This is a genomic window from Mycobacterium sp. WUMAC-067 (assembly GCF_020217485.1).
Lineage (GTDB): Bacteria > Actinomycetota > Actinomycetes > Mycobacteriales > Mycobacteriaceae > Mycobacterium.
This window is the reverse complement of record NZ_JAEKMI010000002.1, coordinates 55,739-72,028: the sequence shown is the minus strand read 5'-3', so window position 1 is coordinate 72,028 and position 16,290 is coordinate 55,739. Positions and strand designations below refer to the sequence as shown.

At 68.2% G+C, this 16,290-nt stretch carries 12 protein-coding genes; 6 read left to right on the top strand and 6 right to left on the bottom strand.

The genetic code is table 11. From position 1 onward, the window contains the following. The first annotated feature begins 38 nt into the window (after positions 1-38). Positions 39-1,184 carry a BTAD domain-containing putative transcriptional regulator gene (locus tag JF781_RS01695; RefSeq protein ID WP_374109655.1) on the top strand — a complete coding sequence of 382 codons (1,146 nt, stop codon included), beginning with the start codon at positions 39-41 and terminating at the stop codon, positions 1,182-1,184. A 174-nt stretch (positions 1,185-1,358) separates the two neighbouring features. Continuing rightward, positions 1,359-3,140 (top strand): serine/threonine-protein kinase PknH/PknJ, encoded by a 1,782-nt coding sequence (locus JF781_RS01690; protein ID WP_225341135.1) that lies wholly within the window; start codon positions 1,359-1,361, stop codon positions 3,138-3,140. A 42-nt stretch (positions 3,141-3,182) separates the two neighbouring features. Here the strand turns inward: JF781_RS01690 and JF781_RS01685 are convergent, their stop codons facing one another. Next, positions 3,183-3,767, bottom strand: a complete 585-nt coding sequence (locus tag JF781_RS01685; protein WP_225329965.1) for a hypothetical protein — start codon at positions 3,765-3,767, stop codon at positions 3,183-3,185. Positions 3,768-4,039: 272 nt separating this feature from the next. Then, positions 4,040-5,206 carry an adenylate/guanylate cyclase domain-containing protein gene (locus tag JF781_RS01680; RefSeq protein ID WP_225329981.1) on the bottom strand — a complete coding sequence of 389 codons (1,167 nt, stop codon included), beginning with the start codon at positions 5,204-5,206 and terminating at the stop codon, positions 4,040-4,042. On the opposite strand from JF781_RS01680, the gene JF781_RS01675 reads away from it, so the two are divergent. After that, positions 5,205-5,726 (top strand): DNA-deoxyinosine glycosylase, encoded by a 522-nt coding sequence (locus tag JF781_RS01675; RefSeq protein WP_225329966.1) that lies wholly within the window; start codon positions 5,205-5,207, stop codon positions 5,724-5,726. The two genes, JF781_RS01680 and JF781_RS01675, sit on opposite strands and share 2 nt — an antisense overlap. A 30-nt stretch (positions 5,727-5,756) precedes the next feature. Here the strand turns inward: JF781_RS01675 and JF781_RS01670 are convergent, their stop codons facing one another. After that, a complete protein-coding gene (locus JF781_RS01670; protein ID WP_225329967.1) occupies positions 5,757-7,145 on the bottom strand; it encodes an amidase in 1,389 nt (462 codons plus the stop codon). Between the two features lie 83 nt (positions 7,146-7,228). Between JF781_RS01670 and JF781_RS01665 the strand changes: the two genes are divergently transcribed. Next, positions 7,229-7,663, top strand: coding sequence for an HIT family protein (locus JF781_RS01665; protein ID WP_225329968.1), 435 nt, complete (start codon positions 7,229-7,231; stop codon positions 7,661-7,663). Positions 7,664-7,811: 148 nt separating this feature from the next. Continuing rightward, a complete protein-coding gene (locus JF781_RS01660) occupies positions 7,812-11,744 on the top strand; it encodes a bifunctional diguanylate cyclase/phosphodiesterase (RefSeq protein ID WP_225329982.1) in 3,933 nt (1,310 codons plus the stop codon). 7 nt (positions 11,745-11,751) lie between these two features. Here JF781_RS01660 and JF781_RS01655 read toward each other — a convergent pair whose 3' ends face one another. The 3 genes from JF781_RS01655 to JF781_RS01645 are packed head-to-tail and all read right to left on the bottom strand — an operon-like array spanning position 11,752 to position 14,792. Further along, positions 11,752-12,783, bottom strand: coding sequence for an LLM class flavin-dependent oxidoreductase (locus JF781_RS01655; protein WP_225329969.1), 1,032 nt, complete (start codon positions 12,781-12,783; stop codon positions 11,752-11,754). Positions 12,784-12,828: 45 nt separating this feature from the next. Next, positions 12,829-13,959 carry an FAD-binding protein gene (locus JF781_RS01650; RefSeq protein WP_225329970.1) on the bottom strand — a complete coding sequence of 377 codons (1,131 nt, stop codon included), beginning with the start codon at positions 13,957-13,959 and terminating at the stop codon, positions 12,829-12,831. Continuing rightward, positions 13,956-14,792 carry a uracil-DNA glycosylase gene (locus tag JF781_RS01645; RefSeq protein WP_225329971.1) on the bottom strand — a complete coding sequence of 279 codons (837 nt, stop codon included), beginning with the start codon at positions 14,790-14,792 and terminating at the stop codon, positions 13,956-13,958. Before JF781_RS01645 ends, JF781_RS01650 begins: the two co-directional genes overlap by 4 nt. Positions 14,793-14,857: 65 nt before the next feature. On the opposite strand from JF781_RS01645, the gene JF781_RS01640 reads away from it, so the two are divergent. After that, the gene (locus JF781_RS01640) at positions 14,858-16,225 is read left to right on the top strand and encodes an FAD-binding oxidoreductase (RefSeq protein ID WP_225329972.1); all 1,368 of its coding nucleotides are present in this window, start codon (positions 14,858-14,860) and stop codon (positions 16,223-16,225) included. Positions 16,226-16,290 lie beyond the last annotated feature (65 nt).

Genomic DNA, 16,290 nt, shown 5'->3' with positions numbered 1-16,290 from the left:
GCCCCCCGCGCCGCGGACGCGAAAGGCTGGTAGGCGCGATGACCGACAAACGTCTCGACTTCCGGCTACTCGGACCGTTGGAGTGCAGCGTCGACGGCGTCCTAATTCCGTTGGGCACGCCCAAGCAGCGGGCGGTGCTGGCCATGCTGCTGATGAACCGCAACAACCCGGTCGGCGTCGACCGGTTGATCACCGCCCTGTGGGACGAGTCGCCGCCGTCGGGGGCGCGAGCCAGCATCCACTCCTACGTGTCCAACCTGCGCAAGCTGCTAGCCGGCGCCGGGGTCGACCCGCGCGCGGTGTTGGTCGCCGCGCCGCCGGGTTATCGGCTCAATGTCCCCAAAGACGCATGCGATCTCGGCCGGTTCATCGCCGAGAACGCCGCCGGGGTGCACGCGGCGGCCTCCGGCCGGTTCGAACACGCCAGTCAGCACCTATCGGCCGCGCTGGCCCAATGGCGCGGCCCGGTGCTCGAGGACCTGGCGGACTTTCGGTTCGTCGACGCGTTCGCCACCTCCCTCGTCGAGGAGAAGATCCTGGCCCACACGGCGAAGGCCGAGGCCGAAATAGCTTGCGGGCGAGCGTTTACCGTCATCACCGAACTGGAAGCGCTGACCCGGGAACACCCGTACCGCGAGCGGCTGTGGGCTCAGTTGATGACGGCCTACTACCTCACCGACCGCCAGTCCGACGCGCTGGCGGCCTACCGCCGCGTGCAGAGATCGCTCGCCGATGACCTCGGGATCGACCCCGGCCAAAACTTGCGCACCCTCAACGACCGGATCCTGCGCCAGGAACCGCTGGACGCCAAGAAGAACGCCATGACGACCGCGGCGGCCACGATCACCGTGCTCGAGCAATACACCGTGGCATCCGACCGGAAGGCGGTCGCGCATCTGCACGACGCGTCCGGGCGCCGGTATCCGCTCCACGCGTCGACAACGATTGGGCGCCTTGGCGGCAACGACATCGTCCTCGACTCCCCTGAAGTCAGCCGGCACCACGCCGTCATCGTCGACACAGGAAGCAGCTACATGATCAACGACCTGCGGTCCTCGAACGGGGTGCACGTGCAGAACCGGCGAATCGTCGCAGCCGCCAGCCTGCAGAATGGTGACCGTATCCGCATCTGCGACCACGAATTCACCTTCCAGATAGCCGGTAACGGCCAAAACGAGGCCTAGGAAGTGCGGGCGCCCTGCCGCGCGGGCGTGCCCGGCGATTGTCGCCGTTATCGTGCGCCGGGGCGGGTGGGCGCTTACCGTCATGATTGCTCGGTCATGGGTCACGATCGTGCGTCCGCCCGCAGACATCGTCATGGGACCGGCGGGTGCGGGGTCGGGTTGGAAGGATGAGGAATGAGCGACGAGCAGGCCTCACGGGCGGGGTCGATGTTCGGCCCCTACCACCTGAAACGGCTGCTGGGCCGCGGTGGGATGGGTGAGGTCTACGAGGCCGAACACACCGTCAAGGAGTGGACCGTGGCGGTCAAACTTCTCTCGGAAAGCTTCAGCAGAGACCCCGTCTTTCGCGAGCGGATGAAACGTGAGGCCCGCACCGCCGGCCGTTTGCAGGAACCCCACGTGGTGCCCGTGCACGACTACGGTGAAATCGACGGCCAGATCTTTTTGGAGATGCGCCTGGTCGAGGGCACCGACCTGGACAGCGTGCTCAAACGCTTCGGCCCGCTGGCCCCGCCACGCGCGGTCGCCATCATCACACAGATCGCCGCCGCTCTCGATGCCGCGCACGCCGCCGGTGTCATGCACCGCGACGTCAAACCGCAAAACATCCTGGTCACCAGCGACGACTTCGCCTACCTCGTCGACTTCGGCATCGCCAGCGCGACCACCGACGAAAAACTCACCCAGCTCGGCACCGCGGTCGGGACCTGGAAATACATGGCGCCCGAACGGTTTTCCGATGCTGAGGTCACCTACCGTGCCGATATCTACGCGCTGGCGTGTGTGTTGTTCGAATGCCTGACCGGGTCCCCGCCGTATCGGGCCGACAGCGCCGGCGTGCTGGTCTCCGCCCACATGAGGGACCCCATTCCCGCGCCCAGCCGGCAGCGCCCGGATATTCCCAGGGCCTTCGATGCGGTGATCGCGCGCGGCATGGCGAAAAAGCCCGAGGACCGTTACGCGAGCGCGGGTGACCTCGCGCTGGCCGCCAAGCAGGCGCTGAGCAATCCCGATCGAGACCGCGCGGCCACCATTTTGCGTCGCAGCCAGGAAGCCGCACTGCCCACGGCCGGCAACGCCGATGCCCGGCAGAACACCGCTCCGGCGCCGCCGGTACCGCCTCCCCCGCCGTACCAGCCCGCTTTCAATACCCCGCCGCCGTCGCCACTCGGGGCGCCGTATTACCAAGGCGGCAGCGCCAATTGGGGCGCCCCTCCTCCGCAGTTCGCCAACGCGGCTCCCTGGGGTCCGCCCCCACCCAGGCCGCGCCGCAACGTCTGGCCCGTCATAGTGGCCGTTGCCGTGGTGTTCGTTCTCCTCGGGAGCGGGTTGGGCATCTGGCTCGCCGTGCGGCCCGATCCGGAACCGCCACCTGCCGCCCCGCTGGCGGCCGACCGTCTCAGCGCCCTGCTGCTCAGCCCGTCCGACATCAACGCCGTGATGGGCTCGTCGACGATGCAGCCGGGCAAACCCATTACGTCAACGGACAGTTCGTCGGTGACGGTGTCGACCCCCGACTGCCAGGGCGCGCTCTACACGACCCAGGATCCGGTGTACGCGGGCACCGGCTACACCTCGGTGAGCGGACTGGTGTCCTCGGAGCCGGGCGACAACTACGACCACTGGGTCAACCAAGCGGTCGTGCTGTTTCCGTCCGCCGACAAGGCCAAGAGCTTCCTGGAGAACTCGGCGGAGAAGTGGAAGGGCTGCGCGGGCAAGACGGTCACCGTCACGAACAAGAGCAAGACATACCGGTGGACGTTCGCTCAGGTGCAAGGCGGTCCGCCGAAGATCACGCTGATGGACACCCAGGAAGGCGCCGACGGCTGGGAGTGCCAGCGCGCGCTGAGCGTGGCCAACAACGTGATCGTCGATATCAATGCGTGCGGGTACCACATCAGCGATCAAGGCGGCCAGATCGCGGACAAGATCGTCGCCAGGATCGACAACGAGTAGCGCGGGGTTGCGCGGTAATGCCGTTGGGGCGCTGCGGGATTGCTATGACTGCAGATCGGGGCCCTGCGCGCGCAGGTCGTCGACCGCCGTCATCGCGTCGCGCAATTTGGCCAGCCACTCCTCGGCATGTTCACCGACCAGCTTCACCGACCACGCCAGCGCGTCGGCGCGGGACCGTGCGACGCCGGCATCGACCAACGTGTCGAGCACCTGGCGTTCTGGTTGCTTCAGCCGGGTCATGACGGGTACTGCGATGTGGGTGAACAGGATTCGTTCGGTGCCGGATGCGGAGGCGACGTCGACGCCCCAGGAAACCTTGCGTCCGTAGCGATCCTGGGCTTCGTCGGCGATATGCATCCGTTCGGAGCGCGTTTCCTCGCGGAATCGCGACGCTCGCCCGGCCGCGCGGGCCTCGCTCTCCCCACCTTCGGCGCTCGCCGTGTCCGCGAGCTTTCCGATGACGGTGATCTCTTCGCGGTCGACGATCACCGTGGGGTCGCCGTCGAACCACTTCACCGGTAGACGTCCGGCGAACCATTCCGCGGCGTCGCCGGCGTCGGGTTGCTGGGCTTGCTGCCAGCCCCCGGGGCGGCCGTAGCGCCGCCCGTGTGCGTGATGAGCTTTCATGATTACATGATTACACCGTTGCACTTAAAATGGAACGGGTGTTCGCCGGGAGCTGAAGGCGACCGGTCGCCGATCTCGTCGCCGGACCCGAAAACCCGTTGATCCGGGCTGTTCGACGGCGTATTTTGGGTAGCGAAGCAGGCCCGGGAAGCGACCAATTCGAAGTGCCGGAACACGGGGTAGGAATCCGGCCGCGTAGGACACGCGTAAGACGGAGTCAGACGCCCCCTAGAGTCGCACCGGGCCTGCCCATACCGGCACCACCGTGGCCGTCAGTCGTCGGCGTCGCCCCGCCGGATGCGGAACAGTTTGACCTCGCCCTTGATGCCCTTGAGGCGGCGGGAACCCGCGAACGATGCCGAAAACTCACCGCGCTCCCCGATGACGTCCCACACCGAATCCGCCGCCAGCACCGTGCCCGGGCGCGCCACGCCCGTGACACGGCTCGCCACGTTGACCGGACTGCCGAACCAATCGCCCGCCCGGCTCACCGCCATGCCGGAGGCCACGCCCGCCCGCAACCGAGGGAAGTCGTTGTCGGAATCGACCGCTTCGACCAGTTTCACGACGACGTCGAGCAACGGTTGCGGCTCGGGGCAGACGAACATCACCGCGTCACCGATGGTCTTGATGAAACGCACCGGCGGAACGGTCATGTCGCGGGCGAGGATGGCCAGCCGGTTGGCCAAATGCCCCAGCTCTTCGGGCGTGACCGCCTCACCGATCCGGGTGAAGCCGACCAGGTCGGCGAAGGCGACGCTGATTTGGCGCGCGCCCGGCAGCGGCTCGCCGGCGGCGCGCTCCGCGGCGTTGACCGCTTCAGTCTCCAGCATGTGGCGCAGCTGCATGAACAACATGTGCTGGATCATCGGGCCCACCATGGGCGCGATTTTGGTCACCAAAGCCTTTGACGCTTGGGCGATTTCGAGCTCGCTGGCACCCGGGCGCATGATCGCCGAAAGCGCCGAATACCGCATCACCTCGGCGGTGCGCGACAGACCTTCGGCGAGCACCCGAACCACGAGAACCACGTGCTCGGGGTCCAGTCCCAGCTCGACGAACCGCTGGGTGAAGGCGGCGGCCTCGCCGTCGGCGCGCATGTGAACGGCCGCGTCGGGGTCGTCGACGCGGACCAGACCGATGGCGCGCTGCACTCGCTGCAGCAATCCCAGGTCGATGCCGTGGGTTTCGCTGATCTCCCGCGTCGACACGTACGTGCCGTCGTCGCCGATGATGTGGCGGGTGGCCAGCAACAGAGGCGGATTGGTCGCCCGGATCTCCTCGGCGGTGATGCCCTGTTCGAGCAGCCACTGCACCAGTTCGGCCCGTTCCGTGCGCGCGGTTCCCTCGAGCCCTTCGAGCAGGTCTTCGATGGTGTGGTCGTCCCCGTCGTGCACGTCGCCAACGTACAACGCGGGGGCGTCATGATGTGAGGTGATGAGCACACCGTTGCTGCGGGGATTCCCGCCGGTCATCGACGAGCGCGCCAGGACGTTGATCCTGGGATCGTTTCCCAGTGCGCAATCACTGGTGGCGGGCCAGTACTACGCCAATCCGCGCAACGCGTTCTGGTCGATCACCGGCGAGCTCTTCGGCTTCGATGCCGCCGCGCCCTACGACAGGCGCCTGGCCGAACTGCAATCCCACGGAATTGCGCTCTGGGATGTGCTTCACGCGTGTCGTCGCCGCGGCAGTTCCGACTCAGCCATCGACCCAACCAGCCTGGCGGTCAACGACTTCGGCGAGCTGTTCGCCGACTACCCCGCCCTCACGACGGTGTACTTCAACGGCGTCAAGGCCGCGGAGCTCTACCGCAGGCGGGTGGCATCGCCTAGCGAGATCCGGTGCACCCGGCTGCCGTCGACCAGCCCGGCCCACGTGATGCGGCCGGGCGCGAAGCTCGCGGCGTGGGCAGTGATCGCGGAGGCGCCGCCGGGCGAAGCGGGTCGGCGCGCGTAGATCCAGCCGATCGCGGAGGCTGGGCCGCTCTTATGACACCGGCGGCCGGCGAAGGGCCCACGGTCGAGCGGCTTCGATCTGCGCCGACAGCGACAACAGCGTCGCTTCGTCATAAGGCCGGCTGACGAGTTGCACCGACATCGGCATACCGTCTGCGTCCAAGTCCCACGGAACCACCGCCGCGGGCTGTCCGGTCAGGTTCCAGACCTGTTGGTAGGGAACGTATTGCCCCACTCTCAGCAGTGTCGACACGGCACCGCGCCGTTGATAGGCGCCGATACGGGATGGGCCCGTTGCTGTTCCGGGCGTGACGACGACGTCGACATCGTCGAAGATCGCCTGGATCCGCGAGACCACGGCTCCTTCGGCCGCCCGGAGGGACTCCATCCGGCGGTCCGAGAAGAACGATCCCAAGCGGGCCATGTTGCGGGTGCGTGATTCCAAGCGTTCCGGATGAGCCAGGGCGTCCGCGTCGTCGCAGATGCCGCGCAAGTAGCGGGGCAGGTAGTTGGTGAGGATCGCCGAGGCCGGATATTCCGGGTCGGCCGTGATGACGTCATGCCCGAGATCGCGAAGCAACGCGCCGGCCTGGTCGACCGCGGCCAACTCTCGCTTGCCGACCCGAACCGGCAGCGGCGTTGGGACCTTGGTGCTCAACGCAATTCGTAGCCGGCCGGGGCTGCGCGTCGCCGCGGCCACGAACTCCCCCTCCGGGCCGGGCACCGTCGAGGTCGCGTCCAGGAACAAGGCCGCGTCGATCACCGTGCGGGCGATCGGGCCGTTGACGCTCAACCCGTACCAGGCGTCGTCGTGGGGTTCCAGCGACACCCGATCGCGTTGCGGCTTCAGGCCGAACACGCCGCACCAGGTCGCCGGGATGCGAATCGACCCGCCCCCGTCGGACCCCAACGCCAGCGGAGCCAGCCCGGCCGCGACCGCGGCGGCGCTGCCGCCGCTGCTGCCGCCCGGCGTGCGCCTGGGATCCCACGGATTGCGGGTAGCTCCGAACGTCAGCGACTCGGTATACGGCAGCATCATCAGCTCGGGCACATTGGTTTTGCCGACGATGACGGCGCCCGCGGCGCGCAACCGCCGCACCACCTCCGCGTCGGAGCTCACCGCAGGCCGGTGCCCGCCGCTACCGAAGGTCGTCACCTCCCCGGCCACGTCGACGTCGTCTTTGATCGCGATCGGCACACCGAGCAGCGGCAGCCGTTCACCCGCGTCCAGGCGGTCCTGCGCCACGGCGGCCTCGTAGCGGGCTTGGTCGGCGAGCACCACGCGGTAACACCGCAGCTGGCTGTCCAGCTGCGCGATCCGCTCCAGGTAGACCTCGAGCAATTCCGGTGCGGTCAGTTCACCGTTGGCCAGCATGCGCGCCTGCGCCGCCGTGCCGGCGAAGGCGAGATCGTCGGTCACTGCGGCAGCGTAACCCCGTAAACGGGCCGGGCCCTGGCTGGTCCCGGCGGGGTTGCGGCGCAGCAACAAGTACCGTGGGCGACATGTCCTGCGTGTTCTGTGCGGTCGTCGCCGGGGAAGCTCCGGCCATCCGGATCTACGAAGACGACGACTATTTGGCGATCCTCGACATTCGCCCGTTCACTCGCGGCCACACGCTGGTGGTGCCCAAGCGGCACAGCGTCGACCTCACCGACACCGCACCGGAAACGCTGGCCGGGATGGTCACCCTGGGCCAACGCATCGCCCGGGCCGCGCGCACGACGGAATTGGCCGACGCGACCAACATCGCCATCAACGACGGCAGCGCGGCCTTTCAGTCGGTGTTCCACATCCACTTGCACGTCTTGCCGCGCCGCAACGGCGACAAGCTGTCGGTGGCCAAAGGAATGCTGCTGCGCCGCGACCCGGACCGCGACGCCACCGGCCAGATTCTGCGCAACGCGCTGGCCCGTATCGACGCAAGTCAGCCGGACTAGGCTCGGCGCCCGCCGCCGCTCGGTGGGCAGGGGCCGCACCAACCTGGCAAAAGCCACACTCAGCGCACATCCGCAGCGGTTTAATGCCCTGTAACTCGTGGTGAAGTTGTTCGTTTTCACCACACAGCAGGGGAGCGGCTGGAGCGGCATGAAACGGCGGGCGGTGAATCCGTGGCGGCGGTCGGGGGTGCCCGCGCCCGCCGGGTGGCTCCTCGTCGCCGTATACGGCGTAGCCGGGTTGTTGATCGTGCTGTCGTCGTTCTGGGGATGGCGCGGCCCGTACGGGACGCACCCGGTCAATGGGTTCGTCATCGCGATGTGCCTTGCCGTCGCGGCGGCATACGCCGGGCGCGCGGCCCGCTCCAAGCCCCCGCGGCAACGATACGGCTGGCTGGCGCTGGTCGCGGCCCTGCTCGGTTGGGCGGCCGGGGAGGTCATCTGGGCGGTTTATGACGTGCGGCCGGAATTCGACCACGCCACCCACCCCGCGGCGACAGAGTTCGTGCTGCTGCTGTGGCCGGTCGGCGCCATGACGTCGTTGGTGCTGCTGTCCCAGTTGTCTCGCAACAGTCCCCGGCGTCTGCTTCTCGACGGTCTCATCGTGGCGACGTCGCTGTTCGTCATCGCCTGGGTGTTCGTGGTCGAAGCGCAGCTGCAAAAGCATTCCGGTGCACGGCTGGTGACCTCGGCGGAGGTCTTCGCCGACATCATCCAGGTGACGACGGCGATCCTGATGCTGTCCCGGGCTCGTCCCGGTGACCGGCCGAGCCGCACCCTGCTCGCCGGTGGCGTCGCGACCATCTGCCTCGCCGACATGGCGCTGGTCTTCTATACCGGCATCGCCAGCTATCACACGGGCGGTGTCGGTGACCTGGTCCGCGTGGCCGGGCTGGCGTTGTTGGCGCTCGCGGCGCTGTCCGCGGTGCACGAGGGTCCCGCGCCGGCATCGCCGGATGAGATCGAATTCCGGGCCCGGCTGTGGCTGCCCTACTTGCCGTTGATCCTCGCCGCCGCGGCGGTCTGGGCACACGCGGCGGGAAATTCGCTGCACGATCCCATGCTGGCCGCGCTGGGCGTACTGGTGGCCGCCGTCCTGGCCCGCCAATTCGTCGTCCTGGTCGACAACCAGCATCTGTTGTCGGAAGTCGCGCGGGAAGCTTTTCGTGACAACCTGACCGGTCTGGCGAATCGGGCCCTCTTCCTGCAGCGCCTGGAACAGGCGGTGGCGCGCCGGCATCCCAACGGCATGCCCATCGCGGTGTTGTGCCTGGACCTCGACAACTTCAAGGCGGTCAACGATGCCCTGGGGCATCCCGCCGGCGACGAGCTCCTCATCCGGGTGGCCGGGCGGCTCACCGCGGCGTTGGGGGAAGCCGGCACCATCGCCCGCCTTGGTGGCGACGAATTCGCGGCCGTCATCGAGGCTTCCGTCACGGAATCGCAGGCGGCCGCGCATCGGATCCTCGACGCCTTCACCGGGGCCATTCTGATCGACGGCATTCCGATCACCGTCCGGCCCAGCATCGGATTCACGGTGTGCACCGGCGCGTCGGCCTGCACGGTCGATCAGCTGCTGCGGCATGCCGACCTCGCCATGTACGCCGCCAAACGCGAAGGCGGGCAATGCATCCGCAGCTTCATGCCCGACCGGCCGCTGCCGTATGCCTTTCCGCCGTCTCCCGGTTCGCAGGATTCCGCGGTTGCGTCGCGTGTCGCCGTCAGCGCCGAGGCGACACCGCCGCCGCCCGTGTCCGACGTCGCGACAACACCCACGACCTCGCCCGCCGCCGATGTCGCGCAAGCCCCCCGTCGACCGCCGAGCGTTGTCCAGGCCGGCTTCGCGGTGCTGGCCATCGGGGTGATCGCCTTCGCCGCGTCCAGCGTCGTACATCCGGATACGGGACATGGCATGTTCTCGGCCACGACGCTGTATTCGGCGCTGAACGTGTTGGCGGCCGGCCTGGTTGCCCTTCGCGTGTGCCGCGTCCCGGGCGACCGCTTGGCGTGGTCACTGATCGCCGCCGCTATGGCGTTCTCGGCCGCGGGCGACATCGTCTACGCCGTGTGGGTGCCCAACGGTCGGTCCCCGTCGGTGGCCGACCCGGTGTACTTGGCGTACTACCCCTTGGTCTACGCGGGGCTGCTGCTGCTCATGCGGGCACGGTTCAAGCGGCTGCCGATCCCGATCCAGCTCGACTCGCTGGTGTGCGCCCTGACGTTGGCGGCGGTGGCCGTGGCCTTGACCGAGGGCCCCATGCGCGCGGCGACGTTACGCACACCGGCGACGGTTTGGATGGGCCTGGTCTACCCCTGGATCGACCTGGTGCTCCTGGCCCTGGCCGCCGGCATGTTGCCAATACTCGGTTGGCGCAATGAATTTCGTTGGGCTCTGCTGGTGGCCGGGTTGGTCTTGTTTGCGGTGGCGGACGGGGCGTATCTGTTCCAGACGACCGCCGGCTCGTATCGGGTCGGCACCTTGCTGGATGCCTGCTGGCCGGCGTCGTCGTTACTCATCGCGATGGCCAGCTGGTCCCCTTCGTCGCCGGCGGCGCCATTGCCCAAGTACCGATTCAGCCCGTATATCACCCCGGCGATGACCTCGGTTGTCGCACTGGGAGTGATTGTCCTGGCGCATCATTCGCGACCAGCCGCGACGCTGGCGGCGTTGAGCCTGGTCGTGGCGACGGGGCGGTTCTCGCTGACCTTCCGCGACGTGAGCCTGCTGCACACGCACGGCAAGCACGCCATGACCGACGAGTTGACCGCGCTGCCGAACCGGCATTCACTGGCGGCGGCGCTGACCGCGTTGCCCGCTTCGGCGTCGCCGGGGCCGTCGTCGCTGCCAAGCAAAGCGCACGCGCGGCGGGCATTGTTGTTGTTGAGCCTCAGCGATTTTCGCGAGATCACCGACTCGATCGGTCGCCAATTCGGCGATGAGTTGCTGTGCCATATCGCAAACCGATTGTCCGGCAGCGTCCGCCGCGACGACATGCTTGCGCGGGTCGGTGATGACCAATTCGCCGTGCTGCTCTCGGACGGGGCCAACCTCACCGCCGCCAGCGCCCAGGCGGGCCGGCTGCTGGAGTCGTTGAGCGAGCCGATCGCCCTGGATCCGATCACCGTCCAAGTCGAAGGCCGCATCGCCATCGCGCTGTGTCCCGACCACTGCGACCGCCCGCAGGAGCTGCTGAGCCGCGCCGAAACCGCGATGGCGCACGCCAAGTCCGCCCGCAGCAAGATCGCGGTGTACGACTCGTCGTTCGAGGTTTATCGGAACAACGACCCCGACCTCATCGAGGACCTGCGCACGGCATTGTTCGACACCGACGAGCTGAGATTGCACTACCAACCCAAGATCGACGGGCGCGACGGCAGCGTTCACAGCGTCGAGGCGGTGCTGCGCTGGCAGCACCCCACCCGCGGAACGCTGCTGCCCGAGGAAGTTCTGCCCATCGCCGAACGCGCCGGACTGATGCGCAAGATCTCGAACCGCACACTGAGCATGGCTCTCAAACAGGTCCGGTGCTGGCGTGAGCAGGGCATCACGCTCACCGTCGCGGTGAACCTGTCGACGACCAACCTGCTCGACATCGAGCTCGTCGGTACCGTCGAGCGGCTGCTCGCAAGTTATGACCTGCCCGCAGACGCGCTCATCCTCGAGATCACCGAGAGCGCGCTGATGGATTCCGCGCGATCCCGCAACACCGTCGCCGCATTGCAACGCCTGGGAATTCGCATATCGATCGACGACTACGGCACCGGCTGGTCGTCATTGGCTCGCCTGCAAGAGGTTTCGGTCGACGAGCTCAAACTCGACCGGATTTTCGTAACCCGCCTGGCCCACGACACGCGATCGGTCGCCATCGTGCGCTCGACCGTGGCGCTCGCGCACAACCTGGGCGCCGACCTGGTCGCCGAGGGCGTCGAAAACGAGACCACGCTGAACGCCCTGCACCGCTATGGCTGCATGATCACCCAGGGTTTCGTGCACAGCCCGCCCATGCCTCCGGAAGAGTTACGGCACTGGATGGCCGACAACGCACCCGAACCCCGCCCCAGCCAGACCAACCCGCGGGCCTGAGCGGGACTCAGAACAACTCTTTGGCCAGCAGCTCCAGCGTCGCGACGCGCGCCGGTGCGGCGTCGGGGTCGGTGCCGCGGCGGGCCGAAGCCACCGGGTTCACCATCACCTCGTCGACGCCGAACCGTTCGGCAAGCGCCCGGATCTGCTCGGCGGCCTCCGCCGGTGCACCCAGGACGGCCCGTCGCAGACCACTCTCGACGATCCCCTGCTGCGGTCCCGTCAGCTCGGCCGTCGCCGCCTCCTCCACCAGCGGCACCGGCCCAAGCGGCTGCCCGGTGCGCAGCCTGGCCATCATCTGCAGGTTGGGCAACATCAACGCCGTTGCCTCTTCCCGGGTTTCGGCCACCGCCGCGTTGACCGTCAAAAACGTCCGCGGCTCGGCGGCCACGGCACTGAGCTTGAAGCGGGAGCGGTAAACCTCGAGCGCCTCTTCGGTTCCCTTGCCGGAGAAGTGATGTGCGAAGACGTACGGCAACCCCTTGGCGGCGGCCAGATGCGCCGAATACATCGACGAACCCAGTAGCCACAGGCGCGGTTCGGTCGCGGCGGCGGGGGTGGCCTTGAGCGTGTAGTCGCCGGAGCGCAACGCAACCCGCACGCCGCGCGCGCTCATCAGCGCCGCCACGTCGTCGAGGTATTCGGGGAAGTTCTCGATGTCCCGACCGTCATGCCCACCCCGCAGCGCATATGAGGTCACCGGGTCCGATCCCGGCGCCCGGCCGATGCCGAGGTCGATGCGACCCGGGGCGGCCGCCTCCAGCAGCGCGAATTGTTCGGCCACCGCCAGCGGCGCGTGGTTGGGCAGCATCACCCCGCCCGAGCCGAGCCGTAGCTGCGAGGTCTGCGGGGCCAGATAGGCGAGCACCACCGGCGGGCTGGTGGCGCCGACCGAAGGCATGTTGTGGTGCTCGGCGACCCAGTAGCGGGTAAAGCCCAACCGATCCGCGGCCTGCGCCAGCTGCACGGTGGCCGCCAGGGCGTCGCCGGTCGTCTGGTCGGTGCGCACCGGGATGAGATCAAGGACGGAAAGACGCACGATGGCGTCAACGTGTGCGGCCCGGCAAACGTTCCCGAACCCGCCCTAGTAGTCCTTGAGGGTGATCGAGGAGACGATACGGTCGAACACCTCTTGCGGTATCGGTGCGCCGCCCGGAATGTTGTCCACGACCAGCCACTGGTTGCGCTGGACGTAGTCACCGAACTCGCGCTGGTAGTCGGCGAATCCGCGTTCGTAATCGGCTGTCCCGTCCTGGGAGGCGGACTTGAGCTCGCCGGCCAGCACGTAGGCGCCCAGCAGCGCGACGCTGGTTCCCTGACCCGACAGGGCCGAGCAGCAGTACCCGGCGTCGCCGACCAGCGCCACCCGGCCGCGTGACCAGCGGTCCATCTTGATCTGCGACATCTCGTCGAAGTAGAAATCCGGCGCGGTCCGCATGTACTCCAGCAGTTGCGGGCGAATCCATCCTTCACCGGCCATCCGCCGCTCCAGCTCGCCGAATTGGGCCTCGGTGTCGCGGTAGTCGATCCGCAGCTCTGGCTCCATGAAACCCAACATGGCCCGGGCCTCGGCGTTGTTACGCGCGCTGTAGATCCCCGCCATGGTGGAGTCCCCGTAGTGCCACATCTGCCAGTAATCCAGGTCCAAGAAATTGGGCACGGTGAAGATCGCCGCGTGCGTGCCCAGCCGCTCGATGAAATTCTCCTCCGGCCCGAACACCAATCGCCGTACGTTGGAGTGCAATCCGTCGGCACCGATGACGAGGTCGAATTCGCGTGGCGCGGCGCGCTCGAAGGTGACGCGGACGGCCGCACCAACGTCCTCCAGCGCGGTGATGCTGTCGTCGAAAAGGTAGTCGGTGGTCCATTGGCTTGCGCCGTAAAGCAATTCGACCAAGTCGTCGCGCAGCAGTTCGATGTCGGGACTGTCGATGCGTCCGCCGGTCGGAGTCGACTCGGTGTCGCGGGACAGTTCATTGCCGTCACGGTCGACGACGGAGGAGCCGCGGATTTGCGTCCTGCGCTTCTCGGCGGCGGCCAGCAGCCCCATGCGGTCGAGTACGGTCAGCGCCGGGCCGCGCACGTCGATCGCCTGGCCACCCGGCCGCGGGCCGCGATAGCGCTCCACCACCGTCACCGAATGGCCGTGCCGCCCAAGCCAAAACGCGGCCGCCGTGCCCGCCACGCTGGCACCGGAAACCAGAACCTCGCTCACTTGATCCCTGCCAGTTCTTTCGCGTCGCGGAAGACGCCGTCGAGCATTGCTGGAGTCAACCTACCGGTGAACATGTTTTGCTGGCTCGGGTGGTAGCAGCCGACCAACCGCACGCCGGGCGCCAGGTCGGCAACGACGCCGTGACCGAACCGCGGCTTGCGCCCCGCTCTTGTAGCGGAGGGACCCGGCAGCCGCAGCGCGATCTGCCACCCGAAACCTCCGAGGGCCACGACCACGCGAACGTGGTCGGCCACCAGCTGCCATTCGGCTTGCAGCCAGGGCCAGCAGGTGTCCCGCTCGGTCGGGGTCGGGGCGTTGGCGGGCGGCGCGCACCGCACCGGGGCGACGATGCGAATCTGCTTGGTCTGCAAGCCATCCGCGGCGTCGACGCTGGTCGGCTGGTTCACCAGTCCGGCCCGGTACAGCGCCGCGTACAACTGGTCGCCCGAGCGGTCGCCGGTGAACATCCGGCCGGTGCGGTTGGCGCCGTGCGCGGCGGGCGCCAGCCCGACGATCAACAGCCGGGGCCGCGCCGCTCCCCAGCTGGGCACCGGCCGGCCCCAATACGGTTGGTCGGCGAAGGCCCGCCGTTTGATGAGCGCGACCTCCTCGCGCCAATCGACCAACCGCGGGCAGGCCCGGCACACGCTGACCAGGGCGTCGAGTTCGGGGATCGAGGTGGCGCGTTGCGCGAGCGCGACGACCTGGGCGGCATCGGCCGCTACCGGGGTCTGCGGTGTGGCCGGATCACCCGGCCATCCGGTGCCCGCGCCAACCGGAGAGTCGAACGGCTGGCCGGTACGCGGGTGGTCGAGCACATGAACATCCTGCATCCAGCGGCCACGTCGTGCCGACCCGGGCGCCGTCCGGGGCCGCGACACGGGCTTACTATCGGGCCGTGAGCTCCGACGCCCTGGCCAGCCTGATCGCCGACCTGCCCGACGGGATGGTCGTCACCGATCCCACCGTGACCGAGGGCTATCGCCAGGACCGCGCGTTCGACCCTTCGGCCGGCAAACCGCTGGCCGTGGTCCGGCCGCGGCGCACCGAAGAGGTGCAGACCGTGCTGCGCTGGGCCACAGCGAACCGGGTTCCGGTCGTGCCCCGGGGCGCCGGCAGCGGTTTGTCCGGCGGGGCGACCGCGCTGGACAACGGCATCGTGCTCTCGATGGAGAAGATGCGCGACGTCGCCGTCGACCCGGTGACCCGCACCGCGGTATGTCAGCCCGGGCTGTTCAACGCCGAGGTGAAAAAGGCCGCCGCCGAACACGGCCTGTGGTATCCGCCGGATCCGTCCTCGTTCGAGATCTGCAGCATCGGCGGCAACATCGCCACCAACGCCGGCGGGTTGTGCTGCGTGAAGTACGGCGTCACCACCGACTATGTGCTGGGCATGCAGGTGGTGCTGGCCGACGGCACCGCGGTCCGGTTGGGCGGGCCGCGACTCAAGGACGTCGCGGGCCTGTCGTTGACCAAGCTCTTCGTCGGCAGCGAAGGCACGCTGGGGGTCGTTACGGAGGTGACGCTGCGGCTGGTACCCAAGCAGAACGCGTCCAGCATCGTCGTCGCCAGCTTCGCGTCGGTGCAGGACGCGGTCGACGCGGTGCTCGCAGTCACCGCGCGGCTTCGCCCGTCGATGCTGGAGTTCATGGATTCGACGGCGATCAACGCCGTCGAAGACAGCCTGCGCATGGACCTGGATCGCGGGGCGGCGGCCATGCTGGTGGCCGGGTCCGACGAGCGCGGCCGCGCCGGTAGCGAGGACGCCGAGATCATGGCCAAGGTGTTCGCGGAAAGCGCTGCGACGGAAGTGTTTTCGACCGACGATCCCGATGAGGGCGAAGCGTTCGTCGTCGCGCGGCGGTTTTGCATCCCGGCCGTCGAAGCCAAGGGATCGCTGTTGCTCGAGGACGTAGGCGTGCCGCTTCCGGCGCTCGGCCGGCTGGTCACCGGGATCGCGGGCATCGCCGCCGAACGCGACCTGATGATCTCGGTGATCGCGCACGCCGGCGACGGCAACACCCACCCGCTGATCGTCTATGACCCCGCCGACGCCGACATGACCGAGCGCGCGCACCTGGCGTTCGGCGAGATCATGGATCTGGCCGTGGGGCTCGGCGGCACGATCACCGGCGAGCACGGCGTCGGCCGGCTGAAGCGGCCCTGGCTGGCGGGCTATCTGGGGCCGGACGTGATGGACCTCAACCGGCGCATCAAGCAGGCGCTGGATCCGCTCGGCATCCTCAACCCAGGGTCGGGCATCTAGTTCTGGTTTGGCTCGGCGGCGAGCCGCTGGTCGAGCGTGAAGCTGGCCGCACGCTCGGTCCCGAA